The sequence below is a fragment of the Giesbergeria sp. genome (assembly GCF_028686475.1).
Classification (GTDB): domain Bacteria; phylum Pseudomonadota; class Gammaproteobacteria; order Burkholderiales; family Burkholderiaceae_C; genus Simplicispira.
In genome coordinates, this window is record NZ_JAQUCA010000016.1 from 41,662 (window position 1) to 64,624 (window position 22,963).

Sequence of the window (22,963 nt, forward strand, 5' to 3'; positions counted from 1 at the left end):
TTAGGATTCCTTCGCGGTGGTGGATTGCAAAAACTGCGTTACTACTCGGTTGTGTTCGGGAGCGCTTTCAAACTGTGCCCAGTGGCCACAGTTTTGGGCGCAATAGAAATGGCCGTTTTGCACCTGACGAGCAATGTGTTGGCCCAGCGCAGGTGGTGTTCGGTTTTTGTCGCCCCAATAGACCAGCGTGGGTTGAGCAATCTGGCGTGCAAGGGCATCTGTGACTAAATGCTGGCGAATGCTCTGGCCGCTCAGGTATTCGGTGATGAAGGATTGCTGCACTACTGCCAAGGCTGGATCGCTGTACAGGGCTTGGCGCACCAGCACAGCTTCGTCGGTCAGACTATCCGGGTTGGCGAGAATGCGTGCCATTCTGGTATGCACGTTCTCGAACGTCGGTTGGCGCAATACTTCGAGCGAACTGGGTAGGTTTTGCGCCCAATCTGGTTCTACGTAACCGGCAATCGCACCAGGGTCTGGCGCATAGCCCATCGTGGTAGTGAGCACGAGCTGGCGTACCCGATGTGGGTGTTGCAACGCCAGCTGCATCGCCACCCAGCCACCCATTGACTGGCCTTCGATCGCTGCGCTGGCTATGCCCAGCGTATCGAGCACATCTATCACCTGGTCGACCAAATGAGGGATCACCTCGGGGCTGTAGCCCTCGGTCTGGGAGCGGCCATGCCAGAGAAAATCCAGTGCCACTACCCGAAAGTGCTGTGCCAGCGGCATGATGTTACGGGCGTAGTTTTCCAGATGCCCGCCCGTGCCGTGCAGCAAGATGAGAGCTGGCCCTTGGCCAGCCTCCAAAATACGGGTGCGGTAGCGCCCGCGCAGCGTGCGGACTTCTGCTTGCAACAAATCTACCCAGTAGGTCGATGTTGTAGCTTGGTGCTCCGTCAGGGCCATGGTGTCTCCAGTGGATACAGATAGAAAAAGTGTGCTATGCGGCAAAGGTGGCTCAGTGGTTGCCCAGTGGCGCTTCTTTGCTCAGGGAGATCGGGCCACGCAGACGGCCATCCGATTTTTCCAGCCCAAAAGTCCATTCCGAGAAGATCTCTGCGGTGGCAGCAAAGTCGGTGGTTTCCCAGTCTTCGGTGACGATGTCTTCATCGGCGGCATATTCCCAAGAGCAGCCCAGTGGTGTCACGAAGTACCAAAAGCAGGCCGAGGACACTGTGTGACGCCCCGGCCCAGCAAAGGTACGCCAGCCCTTGGCATCCAGCGCCTGCCCGCCACCTATCACTTCGTGGATATCGCGCACCTTGAAAGCCAGATGGTTAAGACGGGTGCCAGGCACACGGCTGTTCATTAGGAACAGGTGGTGGTGGTTGCCCGCTGGGGCACAGCGCAAAAAGATGCCCCGGTTGGCGTAGCGGTCGGAAATGATGAAACCCAGACGCTCGATATAGAACTTGGAGGCTTCGCCCGCATCGTCCACGCCAATGGCGGCATGGCTGATTTCAAACGGGCAGGCAGCTTCGTAGCGGGCTGCACGGCGGTTGATGCGGTCGGGCTGGCTGGGACTGTTGTAGCGGGTAGGTTCTGCTGGCACTTTGTGCCGTTGACTCATGCGAAAGCACTGACCAATGCCTAAGTCATCGACGCTATGCAAGCTGCCCTGTTCATCCCAGCGCACTTCACGGTCGCGCCCTAGTTCCAGCGCCAGTGCTTTTAGGCCTTCAGGGCTGCTCACGCCCCAGACCATTTCACACAGGCCACTTGTGCCGCCTATGGGGCGGCGCTCTGGGTTGTTCATATCGGTGAGGACGATCTCAATTTCTGAGCCATCTTGGGCTTGGAACACTGCTCTGTCTCCAGTTTGGACACTGATTTGGGTCAGACCCCAGTCGTTGGCAAACTGGAGTGCTTGCGCAAAATCATCGACGGCAAACTTGACGCGATCGATGCCGTGGATAGAAAAACGGTTGGCTTGGCTCATGAATGTCTCTCTCCTCTGTGGGTGGTAAAAAACCAAAAAATCAAACAGTGGCGTCTGTGTTTTGGGTGTGGTGTCGCCAAGCAGCGACCAATCGGCTGGCTGTATCGCCACGCAATTGCAGGTGGCCCGCCATCGCTTTTCTTGCGGCTTCGCTATCTTTGGCCGTAATGGCTGCCACCACCTGGGTGTGCTCGGCGTAGGCCGAATCCAGCGATACATGTGACTCCATGCTGGCGTGGCGTACGGCGGCAATGGTTTTGGTACACATGGCTACTTGGTGGGCCAGTACGGCATTGCCTGAACCCTTGACGATCAAATCGTGAAACTGCACATCTAAGCGCATATAGGCATCGCGCAGTGCCGGGTCATGTAGGTAACGGCCCATTTCTTCGTGGATTGAAAGAATCTGCGCCTTCTCCAGCGAACTCATGCGCTGGGCGCACAACTCGGCGGCCAGGCCCAGAAGCCCGGCCAGTACTTCGTAGCAGTCAAACACCTGCTGCAAAGAGATACCCACCACGATAGCCCCACGCCCCGGCTGTAGCTTGACCAAACCCGTAGAGGCCAGACTGAGTAGCGCCTCTCTAACCGGCGTGCGCGAGACACCAAACTGCTCGGCCAGCGCCACCTCATTGACCAATTCCCCCACAGGCAACACGCCGCCGAGGATGTCTTTTTCCAAGGCTTTAGCAATTTCCACAGAACGTCTTGTCATTTTTTATTTCTTTCTATAGTTATCTATAATTATGGAGATCGTAAGAAAATTTTGAATTGCTTACATTAGGGTTTTTACTAAAGAGGAGACAAGGCGATGAAAAAAATGCTGCCCCCCCTGCACCACCAGACCGCAGGTCCTGCCGATGCGCCGTGGATTACTTTCATTCCGGGGATCGGTAACGATGCTACGTTCTGGCAAGCACAGGCCCAGGCGCTAACGGATGAGTTTCGTACCCTGACTTTCGACCCTTGGGGCCATGCCCACAGCCCACAGCCGCCACAAGACTGTGGTTTCCAGGAAGTACTGGATGGCATCTTTGCCCTCTGGGACAACTTGGGTATTGCCCGCTCTAGCGTGGTTGGTTTGGGTTTTGGTGGCTCTGTGGGGATGGCATTGGCCCTAGCGCAGCCCCAGCGTATAGACAAGGTGGTGGCCTGTTGTTGCCGCCCACGCCAGCCCGATGAGCGACGCGACTTTTGGCGCATACGCCGCGAGTTGGCGCGCACGCAGGGCATGGAGGAATTAGTCACTGCCACGGTAGACCGTTGGTTGAGCGCTGAATTTCGCAGCGCACATCCTGAGGTAGATACCCGATTGCGCGCCATGATGCAGCGCACCAGCGTTGAAGGCTATCGCTCCTATGTGGCGGCCTTTATTGAGATGGACTTCGAGGCCCGGCTAGAGCAGCTGCAAGTACCGACTCTCTTGATTGCCGCCGAGCATGACCACGGCGGTGGCCCGGTGCCAGATATGCAGGCGATGGCTGCACGCATCCCCGGTGCCGTGCTGGAAGTAGTAAAAAACAGCGGCCATATCGTCAACCACGAACAACCAGACGTGGTGACAGCTGTGTTACGGAGCTTCTTTACCGCCGCTGTATAGTTTTAGATACGGGCGATACTGACTGCGCCCGTATTCATGAGCGTTGGTAGCACCTGCTCTATCAGGCGCTGCACTTCGCGGGTGGCCAAGGTGTGCGGGCGGCGCATGGTGGTGGAGAGCACAACGCTGCGCCACAGCTCTGGCTCCACAATGCGGGCGCTGGCAAAGCGGGGGTCATCGCGCAATTCAAACAGGCCCGAGGTGATGGCAAAACCGCCACCGGCAGCCGCAATTTCATGCTGCAGACGGATTGAATCGGCCTCCACCGCAAAATCAAGTTTTAGGCCACGTGCCTCAGCCAGTACGTTTAGCCGTGAGCGCAAGGGGTGTGGGCTGCTGGGAACCACCAGCGGCAAACCTTGTAAGGCATCAAAAGCAATGGTGCCGCTGTGCAGCGCTGGGGCATCGTGGCGACCTACCAACTGTAAGGTGATTTGGGCCAACACCGATTCGCCCAGATCAGCACCGGGGCCTTCGTGTAGCAGCAAGGCCATATCCATGCGACCTTCGCGCAACTGCTCCTCCAATTGCGCGCTAGAGCCTTCACTCAAATGCAGTTTCACGCGTGGAAAACGCTCGCGCACCGTGGCAAACAAGGTACGCGCCAACATTGGCACAGTGGAGGGCAGCATACCGACCCGCACTTCACCCATTGGCATACCGCCGCTGGTACGGATGGCATCAGTAATGCTGTCGGCCTCGGCAATCAGTGCTTGCAGCCGTGGGAAAAGCTGCTCGCCAAAATCGGTCAACACCACCCCGCGCCCCGTGCGGCGAAAGAGTCGGGCACCACATTGAAGTTCTAACTGGTTGATTTGTCGGCTAATCAGCGATTGCGGAACATCCAACGCCGCCGCAGTGCGGGTCAGGCTGCCTAACTCGGCTACTTTGATAAAGATCATCCATTTGGAGTCAAGAAGAGATTGCATTGGATGCCTATGAATTTCAAAAAGTGGGTCTGTTATGCAAAAAGTAGATATCTGCTTTCCTAGTCTATCTCTAGCTCGTGCTGTGTTGCTCTTCTAAAGTCTCATCCAGACCTAGAACGATATTGACAAGGAGACTCCACATGAGCCACAGCTCATCGGGTGCAGCCACGCCTACACCCTTCGTGACCGATGCAGATGTTGCTGTTTTGGCACAATGGCCTGCCGCCATCGAAGCCCTGCGCAACGCCTATGCCCAGCCTGCTACCGATGACATGGTGCCTCCACGGGTGATGGCCCGAGGCCAAGGTTTTTGGCTACGTGGCTTGTGTGCCATTTCCCCTTCAGCGCAATACATGGGTTGTAAGCTCATTGCCGCTTCGCCCAAGATCAAGCGCGCCAGTTATCTGATTTCGCTGTTTGACCAGCGCACGATGGAGTTGGCTGCGTTGATTGACGGGAACCGCATTACCGACATCCGTACTGCTGCCACTTCGGTGGTCGGGATCAATGCAGCGGCCAAAGCTGGGCCACTGCGCGTGGGCGTGATTGGCTCCAGCACATTGGCGCGCAACACGCTAGAAGCCTTGGCCGCTGTGCGTGACATTGCCACTGTGCGCGTCTTTAGCCCCTCGCCTGCGAATCGCCAAAAGTATGCTGACGATTTCAAAGCCTCTCATGGTTTGGACATCGTGGCCGTGGATTCTCCAGCACAAGCCGTTCAAGGGGCCGATGTGGTGCTGTGTGCCGCCCGCAGCAAAGACGAATCACCAGTGTTTTTGGGCGAATGGTTGGAGCCTGGCATGGTGGTGGTTTCGGTGGGTTCTACCCTGCCAGAGCAGCGCGAAGTCGATGTGGCCGCCATGGAGCGCGCCACGCTGATCGTAGCCGACATGGTGCAAGAAATCATCCACGACACCGGAGATGCCATCGCTGCCGTGGCGGCAGGCGTAGAGGTTGCCGCCAAAACCGTCGGTCTGGCTGATGTGGTTTCAGGCCGGGTGGCGGCGCGCCGAAGCCCCGAAGACATCGTGATCTACAAGTCGGTTGGTTCGGCCCTGCAAGACATTGCCACTGCCGAGATGCTGCTGCGCCGGGCCCTGGACACCGGCCACTACCTGCCCATGCCCGCCAGCATTGTGACCATCACCCGCTGAATTGCCGATTTACTGATCTAAGGAAAGAAAACGACATGGCCAATTACCTCAAAAAAGATGCCCGCGCTTGGGCCAAAGAACACCTCGTAGGCTGCTCTGGTGTCACCATCCCCAGCTATAGCGCAGACCTCAAACGCCTTAATGAGCAGGGCATTCGTCACGACATCAAAAAACTTGTGGATTTGGGCTTTACCTACACCCTGCTGTGTACCGAAGTGGCCATCACCCCGGAAGAAAACGCGCAATTTACTGCTTGGGCCAAAGACACGGTGGGCGACAAGCTGGGACTGTTCTTCCATGCGGGCTTTGGCACCTTGGCCGAAAACATCGAAGCGGTGAAGCTAGCCGAACAAGCCGGGGCCGACATTGTCCTGCTGTCTTATCCCAGTAATTTCTGGCCTACCAGTGAGCAAGAAATTTATGACTACACCAAAGCCTTTTGCGATGCCACCGAGTTAGCGGTGATGCTGTTCCCTATTCCTTTGTGGGGCTTTGAGCGCGTGCATCCGCAGGGTATGTCGCCTGCGCTGATTCGCCGTCTGCTGGATGACTGTCCGAATGTGGTAGCCATCAAGGCCGAACAGGGCTTTCCGCACATTGCGGGTTTGGTGGAGAGCTACCACCGATTTGGTCAAGAAACCATCATCAGTTGCCCTATCGAAAGCGATGTTATCCCACTGATGAAGTTCATGGATTTGCAGTTCTCAGGCACCAGCTATACGCAGTGGATGGGGGAATACTTCCCGAAAGTTTTCAATATGGCCCGCGCTGGCCAGTGGCAAGAGGCGATGGATTTGTATTGGCAAGCACAGCCTGCACGCGGGGCCGTTGGTGCTGCTACTGGGGCCTATATGCCAGGCTCTAACTACATCAACCGTACCCATTGGAAATACATGGACTGGTTAGCTGGCTTTAACGGCGGCCCACTGCGTGCACCCAATGCCCGCATTCCTGACCGTCTGATGAAAGTGCTGCGCCAAGGCCTGCAAGCCTCGAAGATGCCTTGCACAGAAGACCCAGACAGTCAGTTCCTCATTGGCCGTTTCCCTTGCTGAGGTACGCACCATGGGCCAAAATATCCTGCAAGACCAAGGGCTGTGGCGCGAAGCCGCGCTCATCAACGGCCACTGGGTGACAGAAACTCCCCACGGCAGCTACCCGTTGTACAACCCTGCCACTGGCGCGCTGCTGGCTAGGCTGCCGCGCTGCCAAGAAGTCGAAACCACCCACGCTATCGAATCTGCGGACACTGCTTTCCGCCAATGGCGTCACACCACGGCCAAACACCGCGCCGAGATCATCCGCCGCTGGTACGAGCTGATGGTCGAGCACAAGGAAGACTTGGCTAAGATCATCACGTTGGAAGAAGGCAAACCGCTGGCCGAGGCGCGTGGCGAGATGGACTATGCATCTTCTTTTGTGCGCTGGTTTGGCGAAGAAGCGATGCGTGTGCGCGGTGATGTCATCCCCGCACCCAAATCCACACAACATATAGTAGCCCTCAAGCAGCCGGTGGGCGTTTGCGCTGCTATCACGCCGTGGAATTTTCCAGCCGCAATGATTACGCGCAAGGTGGCCCCAGCGTTGGCCGCTGGCTGCTCTATTGTGGTCAAACCCGCCAGCCAAACCCCGATGACCGCCTTTGCGCTGGGTGAACTGGCGATGCGTGCAGGCATCCCAGCTGGAGTGTTCAACGTGATTAGCGGCAACGACACCCGCATCATTGGTGGCCTGCTAACTTCGCACCAGCTCGTGCGTAAAGTGACCTTTACCGGCTCCACCGAGGTGGGCCGTGTGTTACTGCGCCAATCGGCAGAAACGGTGAAAAAGTGTTCGATGGAGTTGGGTGGTAATGCTCCAGTGATCGTGTTTGATGATGCCGATGTTGACCTGGCTGTAGAAGGCATCATGGCTGCCAAGTACCGCAATACCGGCCAATCGTGCATTGCCGCCAACCGGGTGCTAGTGCAGGACGGCATTTACGACCAGCTTGTGCAGCGGCTGGCCGAGCGCACGCAAGAACTCAAGGTAGGCAATGGCTTAGACGATGGAGTGCAAATTGGCCCGATGATCGACGAGGCTGCCGTCACCAAGGTGGAAGAGCACATCGCTAATGCCGTCGCTGCCGGGGCCAAGGTGTTGGCCGGAGGAAAGCGCCACGCGCTGGGCAGTGCCTTCTTTGAGCCGACTGTGGTGGTCGATGTCACGCGTGACATGACCATTGCTAAAGACGAAACCTTTGGCCCGGTGATGCCATTGCTGCGCTTTCACACCGATGCCGAGGCTATCGAGATGGCCAACGATACCGAGTTCGGCTTGGCATCTTACCTCTACAGCCAGAACGCTGCCCGTGTTTGGCGCACTTCTGAAGCGCTGGAGTACGGCATGGTGGGCATCAACACTGGCCTGATCTCTACAGAAGTCGCACCCTTTGGTGGTGTCAAGCAAAGCGGCTTGGGCCGCGAAGGCTCGCAATACGGTATCGACGAGTACCTAGAAGTCAAGTACCTGTGCTGGGACGGATTGGGCGCACCAGCCTGATTCAGCGCGCAACCACCGCCTGCCTGCTGTGAGTCACCACCAGAACAACCACTCCGGTGACTAGCGCAGGCCATAGGCCTAGAAAAAATTGAGGAGACAAGTGATGAACCCACAACAGACAGGTGACAGTGGTGCATGGCCAGTGCCGCGTGCCGTAGCACTGGCGGCGGCCTTGATGATGATGGGCGGCCAAGCCCAAGCCCAAGAAGAGCTAGACAGTACCAGCGATTTCAAAATCAACTGGACAAACACCGTTAAATACAGTGGTGCAGCACGCACAGCCGGGCACGATGCTGCCTTGGTGGGTAATCCGGCCACAGCTTCCAACGTTGATGATGGAGACCGTAACTTTGGCAAAGGGTTGATCTCCAACCGCCTAGAGCTGTCGAGCGAGCTGGATGTGGTTAGCAGCCGAGGCTTTGGCGCGCGCTTGAGCGCCACCGGCTGGTATGACACGGTGTACAACCGTAGCAACGACAACCCCGGTTTCGCGGGTGGGGCTTTCCCCAACTCCACTTCAGTAGCCCCTGATGCTTTTACCAGCCAAACACGTAAGCTGCATGGGCGTAAGGTAGAGGTGCGTGATGCCTTCGTCTTTGGCAAAACCGATATTGGCGGTATGCCTGTGACGGCACGCTTGGGCCAGCACGCCTTGGTGTGGGGCGAGAGTTTGTTCTTTGCCAGCAATGCCATTGCGGGGGGGCAAAGCAGTTTTGATATTAGCCGTCTGCTGGCCGACCCCACCGCGCAAGCCAAAGAATTTGTTCTGCCTGTGCCACAACTGTCGGCACAATTGCAGGTCTCATCTACGCTGACGTTGGGTGCTTACTACCAGTTCCGGCATAAGCCCAACCGCTTGCCTGCGGTGGGCAGCTATTTTTCAGTCAGCGATGTGGTGGGTGAGGGGGCTGAACGGCTGTTGCTGCCTTCGCCCTTAGCTCCAGCTTTGCGTACTGCAGACCAAAAGGCGCGCAATTCCGGTCAGTTTGGTTTGCAAGCCAAATGGCGTTTGGGTGAGACCGATTTGGGGCTGTATGCCATTCGTTTTCATGACAAAGACCCACAACAGGTATCGCGCTTGGGTGGTATTGCGCCCCAACTTTATCCTGCCAGCTATTACTTGGCCCACCACGAGGGCACTACTGCCTATGGTGCCAGTGCCAGCCACAGCTTTGGTGATGTGAATGTGGCGCTAGAAGGTTCGATCCGCCATCAGCAATCCTTAGCCTCTGCGGGCCATGCTGCCGATGTGTCTGGCGTGTTTGGTGGCCCAGCCAACGATAACCAAAGCAACCCCGCCTATGCTGTGGGCAACACAGCCCATATTAACGCCTCGGCCATTTGGGCATTGCAGCCCTCGGCCCTGTGGCGCGAAGCCAGCTTTGTTGGCGAGATGGCTTGGAACCGTCTGCTGTCTTGCCGCCAAAGCTGTAACAACTTAGACCCCAACGCCACACGCGATGCGGTGTCTTTCCGGGCGGTGTTTGAGCCCATGTATCGCCAAGTCATGCCGGGGCTGGATTTAAGTGTGCCTATGGGCGTGGGCTACACCCCCAAGGGCTCACGTTCGGTGCTTGGCCCCTCTGCTGTGCCCCCTGAGGGCGGTGGCGACTTTACTCTGGGCTTGAGTGGACTGTATCAGCAAGCCTGGCGCTTTAGTGTCGCCTACACGCACTTTTTTGGCAGTGCGGGCACCCTGCTTGATGCCAGTCAGTCTTTTAGCTACCAGCAAAGCCGTAAAGACCGCAACTTCTTATCTTTCAGCGTGCGGCGCAGTTTCTGAACGACGATGCCCCCGCGCTAGCCAACAAAAATTTAAAGGAGACAAAAAAATGATGCAATCCTGTTTGATTCGCCGTGCGCTGACTATTGCGGCCCTGAGCGCTGCGCTGCCCGCCGTGGCTGGTGTATCGGCTGATGAGGCCGCCAAGCTCAAAAGTGAGTTGACCCCCTTGGGGGCTGAAAAAGCGGCCAACAAAGATGGCTCCATACCGGCATGGACGGGGGGGTACACCAAGGTTACCCCCGGCGATAAGCCCGGTGGTCGCCGAGGCGATCCGTTCAAGGATGAGAAACCGCTGTTTGCGATTACTGCCAAAAACATGGATCAATATGCCAACCGTCTGACCGATGGCACCAAAGCACTGCTGAAAAAATATCCCGACAGCTTCCGTGTCGATGTCTATAAAACGCATCGTACCGCGGCTGCTCCGCAATGGGTGTACGACAACACCAGCAAAAACGCTACACAGGGTAAGCTAGAAAACGGCGTGCCCAAGGGGGTGTATGGGGGCATTCCCTTCCCATTGCCAAAGACAGGCGAAGAAGTGATGTGGAACCACATTCTGAACTGGCGCGGCACGTCTTGGAGCTTTACCAACACTTGGTATCAACTTACCTCTGATGGCCGCCCGGTACTGGTGTCGGACAACGAGGGTGATCAGCAATTCCCCTATTACTACCAAGACAGTTCAGCCGAAGAATTTGAGAAGGGTGCAGGCAATTTCTGGTACGTGCGCATTCGCAGCACAGCCCCAGCCCTGCGCGCTGGCGAAGCACTGCTGGCCCATGAGAACGTCGATCCCAACAAACTGCAAACGTGGGTCTACCTGACCGGCCAGCGCCGAGTGCGCAAGCTGCCCAACGCCTGCTGCGATGCGCCCACACCTGCTGCTGCCGGTGTCATGAGCTTTGACGAAATCTACACTTGGACAGGCCGCCTTGATCGTTTTGATTGGAAAATTGTGGGCAAGCAGGAGATGTACATCCCCTACAACGCCAACAACTTCATGCAGCCCAAAACCGATGCTGAAGTGTTGGCTAAGAACCATTACAACCCCGACCATATGCGCTGGGAGCTGCACCGGGTCTGGGTCGTAGAAGCCAATCTGAAAAAAGGCCAACGCCACCAAGCACCCAAGAGCCGTTACTACTGCGATGAAGATACCTGGACTTGCGTGCTGGGTGACCGCTGGGATGCTAGCGGCCAACTCTGGAAAACTCTGTGGACGCAGGTGTTTGTGGCACCCGACATGCCCGGCGTGATTCCGGGTTCCACTGGCTTTAATGATTTGATCTCTGGTGCTGCCTTTGTCGGTCAGCTCTACAACAGCAAGTCCAGCCAAATCGCCGTGCAAAAACGCCGCGCCGAGAGTCACTTCAGCCCTGAAGCGATTGCCGGTGAGAGCGTGCGCTGAAAGATCAGCAGCCATGTTGCAATCCGTACGAATCGGAGGCTATGTGCTGGCCGCTGCCACTGTGGTGGCCATGCCCGGCCTCTTGCAAGCGGCCAACCGGTTTAGCGCACTGGAGCGCACCGCCTTGCAAGTCAAAGCCCCAGAGCTCCAAGTGTTGCAGGCCGCCGCCCAAGCCGGTAGTCGCATCGTGGCCGTGGGTGAGCGCGGCATTATCGTGCTCTCGGACGATGGTGGCAAAAGCTGGCGTCAGGCACGGCAGGTGCCAGTGAGCACCACGCTCACCGCCCTGTCTTTTGCTAATGAGAAGACTGGTTGGGCCGTAGGCCACGGTGGGGTGGTATTACACACCCAAGATGGTGGCGAAAGTTGGCGTAAGCAGGCCGATGGCAAGATGTTGGCCGACTGGGCACTGAAGGCGGCTCAGACTGCCCAAGCCCGCAATCCAGAACACACCACTGCCGTTCGTGCCCTATCGGACGCGCAATTGCTGGTCAACGATGGCCCAGACAAGCCATTGTTGGATGTGTATTTTCAGGATGCACAACACGGTTGGATCATCGGTGCCTACAACCTGTTTTTTGAAACCACCGACGGCGGTGCTACTTGGAACAGCATCAGCCAGCGTATCGATAACCCCAAGGGCTTGCACCTGTATGCGGTGCGCGCCCAAGGCACACTGGTGTTTGTGGTGGGTGAGCAAGGCCAGATGCACCGCTCTCGCGATGGCGGCCACACCTTTGAAACTGTCACCAGCCCCTACAAGGGGAGTTGGTTCGCCTTGGCCCTCAGTCCAGAGGGCGCAGTGGTAGCGGCTGGGTTGCGCGGCAATGCGTTTTACTCGGCTGATTTTGGCAACCAATGGCAGGAAATCGCTGGGGCTGCACCGACGAGCTTTGTCAGTGCGGCCCGTTTGCCCAGCGGTGAAGTGTTGCTGGCTAATCAAGCAGGTCAGTTGTTCACCACCCAAGATGGTGCACCCTTACAAGCGTTGTCTACCCCGCCCCTGCCCCCCTTGACCGGGGTGCTGTTGCTCAAAGAGCAGCGCCTGTTAGCACTGGGCCTTGGCGGCGTGGTGCCCTTGCCACTGCCCGGCCAGAACGGAACCGCAAAATGAATGTGAGTACCCAACCCAATGAGCCGATCATCACGGATCTGGCCACGTTTGACCACAACTCCGGCTCCGCTGTAGAACGTGCGTTGTTTAACCACCGCCGCATCGTCGTTTTTATTTGCCTGTTGATAACCCTGCTGTTGGGCTGGCAAGCCACCAAGCTGGAACTATCGGCCAGTTTCGAAAAGACCATCCCGACATCGCACCCGTTTATCAGCAACTACCTAGCTCACCAAAACGAACTACAAGGCCTAGGCAATGCCGTGCGCCTTGCCGTGGCCAACCCCCAGGGCACGATTTACGATGCCCACTACTTGCAAGCTCTGCGTGAACTGAACGACGAGCTGTTTCTGCTGCCTGGTGTCTCCCGCCAAGGCATGAAAAGCCTATGGACACCCAGTACGCGCTGGACCGGCGTGACCGAAGACGGCCTCGAAGGCGGCCCGGTGATTCCCGACGGCTTTGATGGCTCTGCCGACAGTTTGGAACGGTTGCGCGCTAACATTGCCCGTTCTGGTGAAATCGGCCAACTGGTGGCCCGCGATGCTCAATCGACGGTGATCTTTGTGCCCCTGTTGGCCAAAGACCAAAATGGCGTGCCGCTCAATTACGCCCACTTTGCCCAAAAGCTGGAAGATTTGCGCAGCAAATACGAAGCCCAGGGCCTGAAAATCCACATCACCGGCTTTGCCAAGCTGGTGGGCGATTTGATTGATGGCGTGCGTTATGTGCTGATCTTCTTTGCGCTGGCAGTTCATATCGCTGCTGGTATGGTTTACTGGTACACCCGCTGCTGGCGTTCTACCTTGCTGGTGGTGGTCAGCTCGCTGGTGGCTGTGGTCTGGCAGCTTGGCCTACTGCCTACGCTCGGTTATGCACTCGATCCGTACTCGATGCTGGTGCCATTTTTGGTCTTTGCCATCGGTATGAGCCACGGCGCACAAAAAATGAACGGCATCATGCAGGACATTGGCCGAGGCGCACACCGGCTAATTGCTGCGCGTTACACCTTCCGGCGGCTGTTTCTGGCGGGGCTGACGGCGCTGCTAGCCGATGCCGTGGGCTTTGCCGTGCTGCTGGTGATTGATATCCAAGTGATTCGGGAGCTGTCGATTGCAGCTTCGTTGGGTGTGGGTGTACTGATCTTTACGAATCTGATTTTGTTGCCCATTTTGCTGTCTTACACCGGCGTTAGCCCTGAGGCAGCAGCTCGCAGCCTGCAAACCGAAGAGGCCGATGCCCGTGGCGAGGCCAAATTGGCGCTGTGGGCGTTTTTGGATCGATTCACACAACGCAAATGGGCCACCATGGGCCTTATTGCTGGTGCCCTGTTGCTCGCTGGCGGCTTTGCCGCCAGCACCAAACTCTCGATTGGCGACTTAGACCCCGGTGCCCCCGAACTGCGTGCCGATAGCCGTTACAACCAAGATGTGGCCTTCCTGAACTCGGCCTACGGTGCTTCCAGTGATGTACTGGCGGTGATGGTGCAAACCCCTGAAGGCGCTTGCAGCCAAGTCGAGACCGTGCTCAAGGTCGATGAGCTGGAGTGGCAACTGCGCCAAATCGACGGTGTTGAATCCACCAACACTCTGGCTTTGCTCAATCGCCGTGTACTCATGGGCTTGAACGAAGGCAATCCCAAGTGGTACGAAATGTTGCCCAGCCAAGACATGATCAACACGATCACGGCAGGGGCACCACGGGGTCTGTACAACGATTCGTGCAGCTTACTCACCCTCTATGTTTATCTGCGCGACCACAAGGCTGAAACCCTCAGCCGCGTCATCGCGCACATCCAAGGCTTTGCTGCGCAAAACGATACCCAAGAGGTGAAGTTTTTACTTGCTGCTGGCTCTGCTGGCATTGAGGCCGCCACCAACATAGTTGTCAAAGAAGCGTGGCACCAGATGCTGTGGCTGGTCTATGGCGCGGTGGTGCTGCTGGCCTTTATCACCTTCCGCTCTTGGCGTGCGGTGGTGGTGGCGGTGCTGCCACTGGTAGTGACCTCTTTCTTGGCCGAAGCCCTGATGGTGGGCTTGGGTATGGGAGTCAAGGTAGCCACCCTGCCGGTGATTGCGCTGGGTGTGGGCATTGGTGTGGACTATGCGCTTTACATCCTGTCTGTCACGATGGCCTGCCTACGTCAAGGCATGAGCTTGTCGGATGCTTATTACCGCTCGCTGCTATTCACTGGCAAGGTGGTGATGCTGACCGGGGTCACGTTGGCCGTGGGTGTGATTACGTGGGTGTTTAGCCCGATCAAGTTCCAAGCTGACATGGGTTTATTGCTGGCGTTCATGTTCTTGTGGAACATGCTCGGGGCCTTGGTGCTGATTCCTGCATTGGCGCACTTTCTGCTCAAACCTGCCCCACGGCAAGACTTGGCCGCAGAAGCCTTTGGCACCCCGCTGGCACCAGCGCACTGAGTTCAAGGAGCAAACCCTATGTACCAACATTTGCTGGTTCCCATTGACGGCTCGACGCTGTCTATCCAAACGGCTGAACAGGCGGTAGCCTTGGCCAAAAGCACTGGGGGGCGAGTGACGTTTTTCCATGCCCGCCCCGATTTTGGTGCTACCGGCGACGGTGCCCTGCTGCACGCAGCACAACCCGACTCCTTTGTGCAAATGGCGGCGGGCAATGCCCGCGCCCTGCTGGCTAAGGCCGAATCTTCGGCACGGGCCGCCAAGGTCGAGGCGCATTCCATCGCCGTGGTCAGTGACCACCCCCACGAAGCCATCTTGGCCGCCGCTAAAACCCAAGGCTGTGACTTGATCTTTATGGCCTCGCATGGGCGTCGGGGCCTGAAAGGTGCATTGCAAGGCTCCGTGACGCAAAAAGTGCTGTACGCCGCTACCCTGCCAGTACTGATCGCGTCGGTAGAAAGCAATCTGCCGCACAGTGACGAGCAGCGGGCACTGCTGACTATCAAGGACGAGCACCGCAGCTTGGCTGCTGTGCTACACGGACTAGAACACGTGGTCGGCCAGATTCGCAGCAGTGCCTTGTCACCTGACTTTGGCGTGTTGCGCGCCATGCTGTACTACATCGAGAAGTTTCCAGAACGGCTGCACCACCCCAAAGAAGAGGCGTTTCTGTTTCAGCGCTTGCGTGCGCGTACCGATGAATGCAACGCTGTATTGGCCGAGCTAGAACAACAGCACCGTGAAGGCGCACAACTCTTTGCTGTCCTAGGCCAAGCTTTGGACGCTTTTGAAGCTGAGCACGATGGTGCTGCCGAACGCTTTTTCAGCGCCGTCGAGCGCTTCGCTGCCTCGCAATGGCTGCATTTAGGGGCCGAAGAAAAAGTCATTCTGCCTGCTGCGCATCGCTATCTGACCAACGCTGATTGGCAAGCGATTGCACATGCCTTTTTAGATAACGGCGACCCACGCTTTGGTGCTCAAGCCGAAGCCGCCTTTGCCGACCTTTTCACCCGGCTGCTCAACCTGCTGCCGCTGGAAAACCAGTGACCCCCATCCCCCCCACCACGATAAGGAGAAGAGACAAATGAACATCATCGGCCCTGATGCCTTGGTTTTTGGCGTTGACGACATCACCGCCACCGCACAATACCTGATCGACTACGGTCTAGAACCTGTCAACGCAGGCCCCCACGGTGGCCGCTTTGAAACCTTGGACGGTACGGCCATCATCATCGCCCACAACAGCGATGCCACACTGCCGCCCGCCTTGCCCAATGGCACTGCCGTGCGCAAAATCATTTATGGTGCCGCCGATGTCGCCACTGTAGAAGCGATTGCCGCCGAGTTGGGCAAAGACCGTGAAGTTAAGCGGCTGCCCGATGGCTCGATTGAGGCGCTGGATGATCTGGGGTTTTGCCTAGGCTTTCAGGTGACGCAGCGTCGCCCGATCTCCCTGCCTGCCGAACCCATCAACGCACCGGGTGCACCACAACAACGCCAGCCTAACCAATTGGGTGTCGATGTTAATGCCGCTGCCCCCAAACCGCGCACGCTGGGCCACTTTGCTGCCTTTGTGCCGGACGCGGCCAAGGGCGAAGCGTTTTATACGAAACGTTTGGGTTTCCGTGTGACTGACCGGCTTATTGGAGCTGGTATGTTCTTGCAAGCTGGTGGCACCTTTGAGCACCATGCGCTGTTCCTGATCCAAACGCCGCCGCATATGCAGGGCATTGAGCACATTGCGTTTCACTTGGGGGGGCCGCACGACCTGATGAGCGCGGGTACTGCCTTTGCACAAAAAGGTTACCAGAGCTTCTGGGGGCCAGGCCGCCATACGATGGGATCGAACTGGTTCTGGTATTTCAACAGCCCACTAGGGTGCCGATTCGAGTTCGATGCCGATATGGACCAGCACGACCTGAACTGGGTACCGCGGGAACTGCCCGCTACCGCTGACTCGACACAAATCTATCTGCTGCAAGCACGCGAAAAGTGGGCCCCCGTGGGTGGCCCACCAAATGCCAAGCACTGAGTCAGCCTGATCGCAATGCCATGCAACGCAGCATCCTCTTGTGTCACCTGCACGACATTCCAGATGGCAGCGCCCGAGGTTTTGATCCTGGTGGGGTGGGGCGCGACACGGTGTTTGTTGTGCGCAGGGGGGACTGCGTACATGGCTGGTACGACCAGTGCCCACACGAGGGGCTGACGCCTCTGCCTTACCGGCGTCACCACTACTTGAACAAGGCAGGTAACCGCATCGTTTGCTTTGCACACGGTGCCTTGTTTGAGATTGACTCCGGCCAGTGTGTGCGCGGGCCTTGCTTAGGGCAGGCCCTGCGTTCGCTGCCATTAACGCTGCTCAAAGATGGGCGCATCATGGCTGTAGAAGAAATTTCTATCGCGCAATTATCTTGAGCATTGAAGCCAATATTTAATTTTAAGTATCAAATTAGTGATTTTGTAAAGCGGTTTAAATAAATACCATCCTATGAGCTAGGATAAATATTAATTCCCTCAAAAAAATTATCTGGAGCTCCAAGCTTCGGAGGATTTTCTTTGCCTGTGTTAAAAGTTGCGAAATCTGTGTTAACCCCTTGTCTCCTACCGAATATTTTAATTTCCAATGGTGCAATTTGTTCACAAATCGCTCGAAATTTCAATTGGGGCGATTCATGATTTAAAAAAATTGTGATTTACTTACCATCTCGTGCATTCATTCCGTGAATACATCCACCCAGCAAAACAAATGTCAATTTAAAAGGAGACCTGTGATGTATAAATTCGATCCCATCCCATCGGGTGGCCAGAGCAATGACCTCAAAGCCTTGGTGACCCGTGTCGACCAAAGTCTGGATCAGGGCTTACTGCCCGTGGGCGTTTTTTGCGATGACACTGTGTTCCGTGCCGAGATGACCCGTATCTTCGGGCGCACTTGGGTCTTTGTGGCCCACGAGAGCGAAATCCCACAACCTGGCGATTTTGTGCAGCGCAAAATTGGTATCGACTCGGTGATCGTTACCCGCGACACCGATGGCGGTGTCAATGTGCTGCTCAACCACTGTCGCCACCGAGGCACTGAGGTTTGCCATGAAGACCAAGGCAACGCCAAGCACTTCAAGTGCCCTTACCACGGCTGGACTTACAACGTAAAGGGTGAGTTTGCGGGTGCGCCGCATTACAACGAAGCCTATGGCAACACACTAGACAAGAAAGCTTGGGGCCTCAAACGGGCACCGCAGGTGGACAGCATCCACGGCTTTGTCTTCGCCTGCCTTAGCACTGAAACCGCTCCCCTCCGCGAGTACCTCGGCGACACCGTCAAAGTGCTTGATGCCATCTTTGGGCTACACCCGCAAGGAATGCGCGCCGTGGCCCCACCCGAACGCTTCCAAGTGCGGGCCGATTGGAAAAGCGGTGCAGAGAACTTTTGCGGCGATGCTTACCATGTCAGCACCGCCCACGTCTCAGCAGGCTTGTCCGACTTTATTCCCGACGTACGCCAAGTGAGCGTGATTGCCCGCGCACTCGATTTGGACAACGCCAACAGCTTTATCGCCCACGAAATCACGCAATGGGGGCCGATGTTCGAGCACTGGGCTTACCCGCCAGAAATCGTCGAACAGTTCGATTTTTCCAACATCGATCCAGCTCTGCGTGAGTTGCTGCGCAAGTCGCCTCCCACCATCGGTACTATCTTTCCCAATTTCAGCTACTTACGCTTTCCGCAGCCCTGTGCGCCGGGGGATCGTCCCTTCCCATTCACCAGCATTCGTATGTGGCAGCCTGTGGCCCCCGGCGTGATGGAGTTGTGGAACTGGCAATTTGAATGGGCTTGTGCCGATGAGGCCACCCAGCAGGAAAGCTACGCTGGGGGGGTGTTTGGTTTTGGCTCGGGTGGCATCTTCGAGCAAGATGACACAGCTGTCTGGGAAGGCATTGCCAAGGCTGCCAACAGCCCTTGGAACCACACAGACAACGTCATGCTGCACTACCAGCAGCAGCGCGTCGATTCAGACCCTGATTGGAAAGGGCCCGGCAAGTTCTACAACAACATCTACGGCGAACGCTTGCAAGAAGGCTTTTGGCGCCGTTGGATCAAGGAAATGTCGGCCCCTGACAACGCACCTGCTGCCACCCCCCACACCGATGCCTGAATATTGGAGACCTAGCCATGAGCCACGCATTTCCTACCACGACCCAAGGGGTCTCCAAATTGGAGCTGACACTGTTGGCCCAGGAGTTTTTAGCCACCGAAGCCAAGCTGCTTGATGAGCGCCGTTTCTGGGAGTGGTATGCACTACTCGACGATGCCATCGTCTATCACATTCCACTGCGCCAAGCCCGACTGGAGTTCAAGGACGAGTTTCCGACCGGTGCCTACCGCATTTTGGATCACAAAAAGCACATCGAAACTCGGATTAAGCGCATCGACTCCGGTGCAGCTTGGGCTGAAACCCCACCCTCACGTACTCTGCGCATGGTAGGTAGCCTGCTGGTGGAGACCACGGAGCATTCCGACATCCTTGTGGCCGAGAGTGCTTTGATGCTGTATCGCCAGCGTGGCCACGACGACAAGGGCGACTTGATTGCTGCCCGTCGCCGTGACCAATTGCGCCTGACTGCCAACGGGCTGCGTTTGCTACGACGCGATGCCTTGATTGCAGAAGCCGTACTGACCACGCCTAACTTAGGTGTCTTCATCTAAAGCCCTCTTCTTGTTAGGAAACATTGCATGAATTCCCCCCTTACCACCCTGTTAGGCAAACAGTTTGACCAAGTCTGTTTTGTCGTCAACGATCTGGATGCGGCCATGGACTTTCACAAAAAAGCCAACGGCATCACCGCTTGGAATGTCGCCATCGACTTGGCCAAAGACCAAACCGAGAAGGAATATTTTGGTCAGCCGGGTGATTTCCAGTTTAGCTGCGCCTATGGCTATGCAGGTGAAACCCTGTTCGAGCTGGCCCGCCACGATGGTGGCGACAGCGTTTATAACGACTGGTTAAAGCAGCATGGCCCCGGTTTACACCACATTGGTTTTCGCCAAACTGATGCCGAAGATTACGCACGTGCGGATGCACACTACCGCAATATGGGCTTGAGTAAGGCGATGGCTGGGTTATTCCAAGGACCCTTTGGCAATTGCCGCTGGGCTTATTACGACACCCGCCCTTTCATTGGTTGTTACACCGAGTTGTACTACGTCGATGGCGAGATTGCTGCGCGCATGGAGCAACTCAAACGCGGTATTGCTGTGAGTATTACACGCTAAACCAACGCCCAGCTATCTTCTGAGACCGATAAACCCCCTTGTTTTTGAGGAAGAATATGTCGACAGCCGTGCAAAAAGTGCTGATTATTGGTGGTGGTTTTTCAGGCATGGCAGCCGCCATCTGTTTATCTCGACAGGGCATTGGTGTCGATTTGGTTGAAATCGATCCGCAATGGCAGGTGGCTGGTGCCGGTTTAACGATGGGCGGAGCTTCCCTGCGAGCGATAGAAGATCTGGGCCTGCTCGATGAGTTCTTGCACTATGGTTCTGTCGTTGACAGCACCCAAGTTTTTACCCCCGACGATCAGCTGATCGCCACTATGCCTACCCCCATTCTGACGCGAAAACAGGTGCCAGGCAACGGAGCCATCATGCGTGCAGACCTAGCGCGCATCATGGAGCGCGCTGTGCGCGCTGCTGGTGGCGTGGATATCCGGCTGGGCTGCACCTTTACCAACATTAAACAGGATGCCGAAGGAGTAGAAGTGTGCTTTACCGATGACAGCACACGCCGTTATGACTTGGTCGTAGGAGCCGATGGCGTTTTTTCTAAAGTACGCCAAGCTGTGTTTCCACAGGCCCCCAAACCTGCCTACAGTGGTCAATCAGTGTGGCGGGCCATGCTGACACGCCCTGCAGAAGTGACCAGCACCCGCCTCTGGACTGACCAGCATACCAAGGTGGGTATCAATCCGGTGAACCGAGAAAAGATGTACCTGTTCGTGAATGAATTCCGCCCAGTGCATGAATTTCTGGAGCCAAGCACCTTTTTGCCAACGCTCAAAGACTTGCTAAAACCTTTCAGTGCCCCCATGGTGCAATGGATTCGTAGCCAACTGAGCATCGATTCGCAAATACTGTTCCGTCCGCTAGAAGGTATGCTGATGCCACAGCCTTGGTATGAAGGCCGCGTGGTACTGATGGGTGATGCTGTCCATGCTACCACGCCACACCTAGGCTCAGGTGCCTGTATAGGTATTGAAGATGGCATTGTGCTGGCCCAAGAGTTGACCACCGGGCCACTAAATGCTGCCCTGCAACGCTATAGCACCCGTCGTTGGGAACGCTGCCGCATGGTGGTAGAAAATTCTGCACGCTTGGGTGAAATTGAAAAAAAAGGCGGTGATAAACAAGAGCATGCACGCATCATGCGCGAATCGTTTATAGCATTGGCACAAGCCATTTGAGGCCGAAATCCTGAATTCTCCAGCAGGAAAATCCATTGAAGCATTGGCAAATTGCAACCCGTCTATATGCGGCCTTTGGTCTGGTACTGGCAATGGCATTAACAGGCCAGACCGCTAGCTATCTACAGCAAAAACATGCCGATGCAGTGTTAGACAATTTGACTAAGGTTGAATTTGAGCACCTGCGCCAGGTTTACGAAGTACAAGCCTTGGCTACTGGCACCACTGCCCGCTTGATGGCCATTAACCGCAGTGCAGATCCTGCCATTGCCCAGATGTTTGGGCCAGAAATTAGCCAACGTGTCCAAGAGCTGACAGCACGGCAGCAGGCCATTCGCGCTTGGGCGACATCTGATCAAGAGCGCCATTGGTTTGGGCAGCTAGATGCCAACACCGAGCGTGTACGACTAGCGGTTCATCAGATCACCTTAGCGCGCACCCAAGGCAACAGCGCACAGGCCCACGACATTTTTGAGCGAGTTTTCACGCCGGAAGCTCAAGTTTATCATCGGCTGCTCGATCAATTTGCTGCTATGCAGCAACAGAAACTGTCAGCTCAAGCGCAAGAGTGGCAAACACAGGGCTGGATGCACTGGTCTTTGATGGCCCTAGGCTTGTTGGGAGCTTTGATTCTGATGGGATGGCTGCTATGGCGCTTGGTGGGCTATATCGTTCGTTCGCTGCGCGACGCTGTTGCGTTGGTGCAGCAGGTGAGCGCCGGGGATCTTCGTGTCAGGCCTGTCACCCAGCGCCACGATGAATTTGGCGCTTTGATAGGCGCTTTATTGGGGATGACCTGTGCGCTTGAAGCGATGGTGCAACAAGTGCGCAACAGCAGTGCAAGTATCTACGATACGGCCCATCAACTGGCCGTTGGCAACCATGAGCTTTCCGAGCGTACCTCTATCGAGGCATCTCAACTAGAACAGACAAGTCAGCATATGCGTACCCTGGCTGCAGGATTGCAAGATGCTGCTCAGCACGCGACCCAAGCTTTACAGTTGTCTGGAGATGCCAGTATCGTAGCAAGACAGGGTCGCGAATCGGTAGCCCAGGTGATGCTGACGATGAGCGACATAGAACATGCCTCGCGCCGAATCGAGGAGATCACAGGAATGATGGATGGCATTGCTTTCCAAACGAATATTTTGGCACTCAACGCAGCGATAGAGGCTGCCCGTGCAGGGGAATCGGGCCGGGGTTTTGCGGTAGTGGCTGAAGAGGTACGACGGTTGGCACATCGCTCTAGCACTGCCGCCAAAGAAATCAAAGCCCTGATTGGTAACTCCGCCAACAAAGTGCGCAATGGTAGCGCCACCGTAGCGCAAGCCGGGGCCACCATGAACACTCTCCAAAACTCGGTGCAGGAAGTGGGAACGTTGATTAAAGATATCAGCACAACCACACAAGCCCAGACCGAAAGCATTGGTGATGTTACCCACGCTGTAACCCATCTTGAGCAAACTACACAGCAAAATTTTACGCTGGTGCAAGAGTCTGCTGCTGCTGCACGTATCCTGCGTACAGAGGTGCAAGCGCTATCCCAAGCAGTCGCTATCTTCAAAATCACATCAGAGCAGTCATATTTGGGGTCGCTGTAG

20 protein-coding genes are annotated in these 22,963 nt (G+C 56.3%); 16 read left to right on the forward strand and 4 right to left on the reverse strand.

The features are described 5' to 3' along the window. The 3 genes from PHX60_RS11145 to PHX60_RS11155 are packed head-to-tail and all read right to left on the reverse strand — an operon-like array spanning position 1 to position 2,657. The gene (locus tag PHX60_RS11145; RefSeq protein ID WP_300077442.1) at positions 1-909 is read right to left on the reverse strand and encodes an alpha/beta hydrolase; all 909 of its coding nucleotides are present in this window, start codon (positions 907-909) and stop codon (positions 1-3) included. A gap of 52 nt (positions 910-961) precedes the next feature. Then, a complete protein-coding gene (locus tag PHX60_RS11150; protein WP_300077445.1) occupies positions 962-1,942 on the reverse strand; it encodes a VOC family protein in 981 nt (326 codons plus the stop codon). A 40-nt stretch (positions 1,943-1,982) separates the two neighbouring features. After that, a complete protein-coding gene (locus PHX60_RS11155) occupies positions 1,983-2,657 on the reverse strand; it encodes a GntR family transcriptional regulator (RefSeq protein ID WP_300077448.1) in 675 nt (224 codons plus the stop codon). Positions 2,658-2,753: 96 nt separating this feature from the next. Between PHX60_RS11155 and PHX60_RS11160 the strand changes: the two genes are divergently transcribed. Next, positions 2,754-3,542 (forward strand): alpha/beta fold hydrolase, encoded by a 789-nt coding sequence (locus tag PHX60_RS11160; RefSeq protein WP_300077451.1) that lies wholly within the window; start codon positions 2,754-2,756, stop codon positions 3,540-3,542. Positions 3,543-3,544: 2 nt separating this feature from the next. Here PHX60_RS11160 and PHX60_RS11165 read toward each other — a convergent pair whose 3' ends face one another. Continuing rightward, the gene (locus PHX60_RS11165) at positions 3,545-4,471 is read right to left on the reverse strand and encodes a LysR family transcriptional regulator (RefSeq protein WP_300077454.1); all 927 of its coding nucleotides are present in this window, start codon (positions 4,469-4,471) and stop codon (positions 3,545-3,547) included. A gap of 140 nt (positions 4,472-4,611) precedes the next feature. Between PHX60_RS11165 and PHX60_RS11170 the strand changes: the two genes are divergently transcribed. The 15 genes from PHX60_RS11170 (at position 4,612) to PHX60_RS11240 (ending at position 22,963) form a co-directional block, all read left to right on the forward strand. Then, the gene (locus PHX60_RS11170; RefSeq protein ID WP_300077457.1) at positions 4,612-5,625 is read left to right on the forward strand and encodes an ornithine cyclodeaminase family protein; all 1,014 of its coding nucleotides are present in this window, start codon (positions 4,612-4,614) and stop codon (positions 5,623-5,625) included. A gap of 35 nt (positions 5,626-5,660) precedes the next feature. Beyond that, on the forward strand, positions 5,661-6,680 hold the full coding sequence (locus PHX60_RS11175) for a dihydrodipicolinate synthase family protein (protein WP_300077460.1): 1,020 nt from the start codon (positions 5,661-5,663) through the stop codon (positions 6,678-6,680). A 10-nt stretch (positions 6,681-6,690) separates the two neighbouring features. Then, positions 6,691-8,166 carry an NAD-dependent succinate-semialdehyde dehydrogenase gene (locus PHX60_RS11180; protein ID WP_300077463.1) on the forward strand — a complete coding sequence of 492 codons (1,476 nt, stop codon included), beginning with the start codon at positions 6,691-6,693 and terminating at the stop codon, positions 8,164-8,166. A gap of 103 nt (positions 8,167-8,269) precedes the next feature. Beyond that, positions 8,270-9,949 carry a DUF1302 family protein gene (locus tag PHX60_RS11185; protein ID WP_300077466.1) on the forward strand — a complete coding sequence of 560 codons (1,680 nt, stop codon included), beginning with the start codon at positions 8,270-8,272 and terminating at the stop codon, positions 9,947-9,949. 49 nt (positions 9,950-9,998) lie between these two features. Further along, a complete protein-coding gene (locus PHX60_RS11190; RefSeq protein WP_366144383.1) occupies positions 9,999-11,363 on the forward strand; it encodes a DUF1329 domain-containing protein in 1,365 nt (454 codons plus the stop codon). Between the two features lie 13 nt (positions 11,364-11,376). Then, positions 11,377-12,477 carry a YCF48-related protein gene (locus tag PHX60_RS11195; RefSeq protein ID WP_300077469.1) on the forward strand — a complete coding sequence of 367 codons (1,101 nt, stop codon included), beginning with the start codon at positions 11,377-11,379 and terminating at the stop codon, positions 12,475-12,477. Further along, the gene (locus tag PHX60_RS11200; protein ID WP_300077473.1) at positions 12,474-14,900 is read left to right on the forward strand and encodes an MMPL family transporter; all 2,427 of its coding nucleotides are present in this window, start codon (positions 12,474-12,476) and stop codon (positions 14,898-14,900) included. The genes PHX60_RS11195 and PHX60_RS11200 overlap by 4 nt, the downstream gene beginning before the upstream one ends. An 18-nt stretch (positions 14,901-14,918) precedes the next feature. After that, positions 14,919-15,947: a universal stress protein gene (locus tag PHX60_RS11205; RefSeq protein ID WP_300077476.1), complete on the forward strand. Its 1,029-nt coding sequence runs from the start codon at positions 14,919-14,921 to the stop codon at positions 15,945-15,947. 37 nt (positions 15,948-15,984) lie between these two features. Beyond that, positions 15,985-16,932 (forward strand): VOC family protein, encoded by a 948-nt coding sequence (locus PHX60_RS11210; protein WP_300077479.1) that lies wholly within the window; start codon positions 15,985-15,987, stop codon positions 16,930-16,932. Between the two features lie 20 nt (positions 16,933-16,952). After that, complete coding sequence (locus PHX60_RS11215) at positions 16,953-17,318, forward strand: Rieske 2Fe-2S domain-containing protein (RefSeq protein ID WP_300077482.1); 366 nt, start codon at positions 16,953-16,955, stop codon at positions 17,316-17,318. A gap of 356 nt (positions 17,319-17,674) precedes the next feature. Next, positions 17,675-19,057: a Rieske 2Fe-2S domain-containing protein gene (locus PHX60_RS11220; RefSeq protein WP_300077485.1), complete on the forward strand. Its 1,383-nt coding sequence runs from the start codon at positions 17,675-17,677 to the stop codon at positions 19,055-19,057. A gap of 17 nt (positions 19,058-19,074) precedes the next feature. Further along, on the forward strand, positions 19,075-19,608 hold the full coding sequence (locus tag PHX60_RS11225) for an aromatic-ring-hydroxylating dioxygenase subunit beta (RefSeq protein ID WP_300077488.1): 534 nt from the start codon (positions 19,075-19,077) through the stop codon (positions 19,606-19,608). A 27-nt stretch (positions 19,609-19,635) separates the two neighbouring features. Then, positions 19,636-20,175 carry a VOC family protein gene (locus PHX60_RS11230; protein WP_300077491.1) on the forward strand — a complete coding sequence of 180 codons (540 nt, stop codon included), beginning with the start codon at positions 19,636-19,638 and terminating at the stop codon, positions 20,173-20,175. Positions 20,176-20,231: 56 nt separating this feature from the next. Beyond that, positions 20,232-21,362: an FAD-dependent oxidoreductase gene (locus PHX60_RS11235; RefSeq protein ID WP_300077494.1), complete on the forward strand. Its 1,131-nt coding sequence runs from the start codon at positions 20,232-20,234 to the stop codon at positions 21,360-21,362. Between the two features lie 35 nt (positions 21,363-21,397). Then, complete coding sequence (locus tag PHX60_RS11240; protein WP_300077498.1) at positions 21,398-22,963, forward strand: methyl-accepting chemotaxis protein; 1,566 nt, start codon at positions 21,398-21,400, stop codon at positions 22,961-22,963.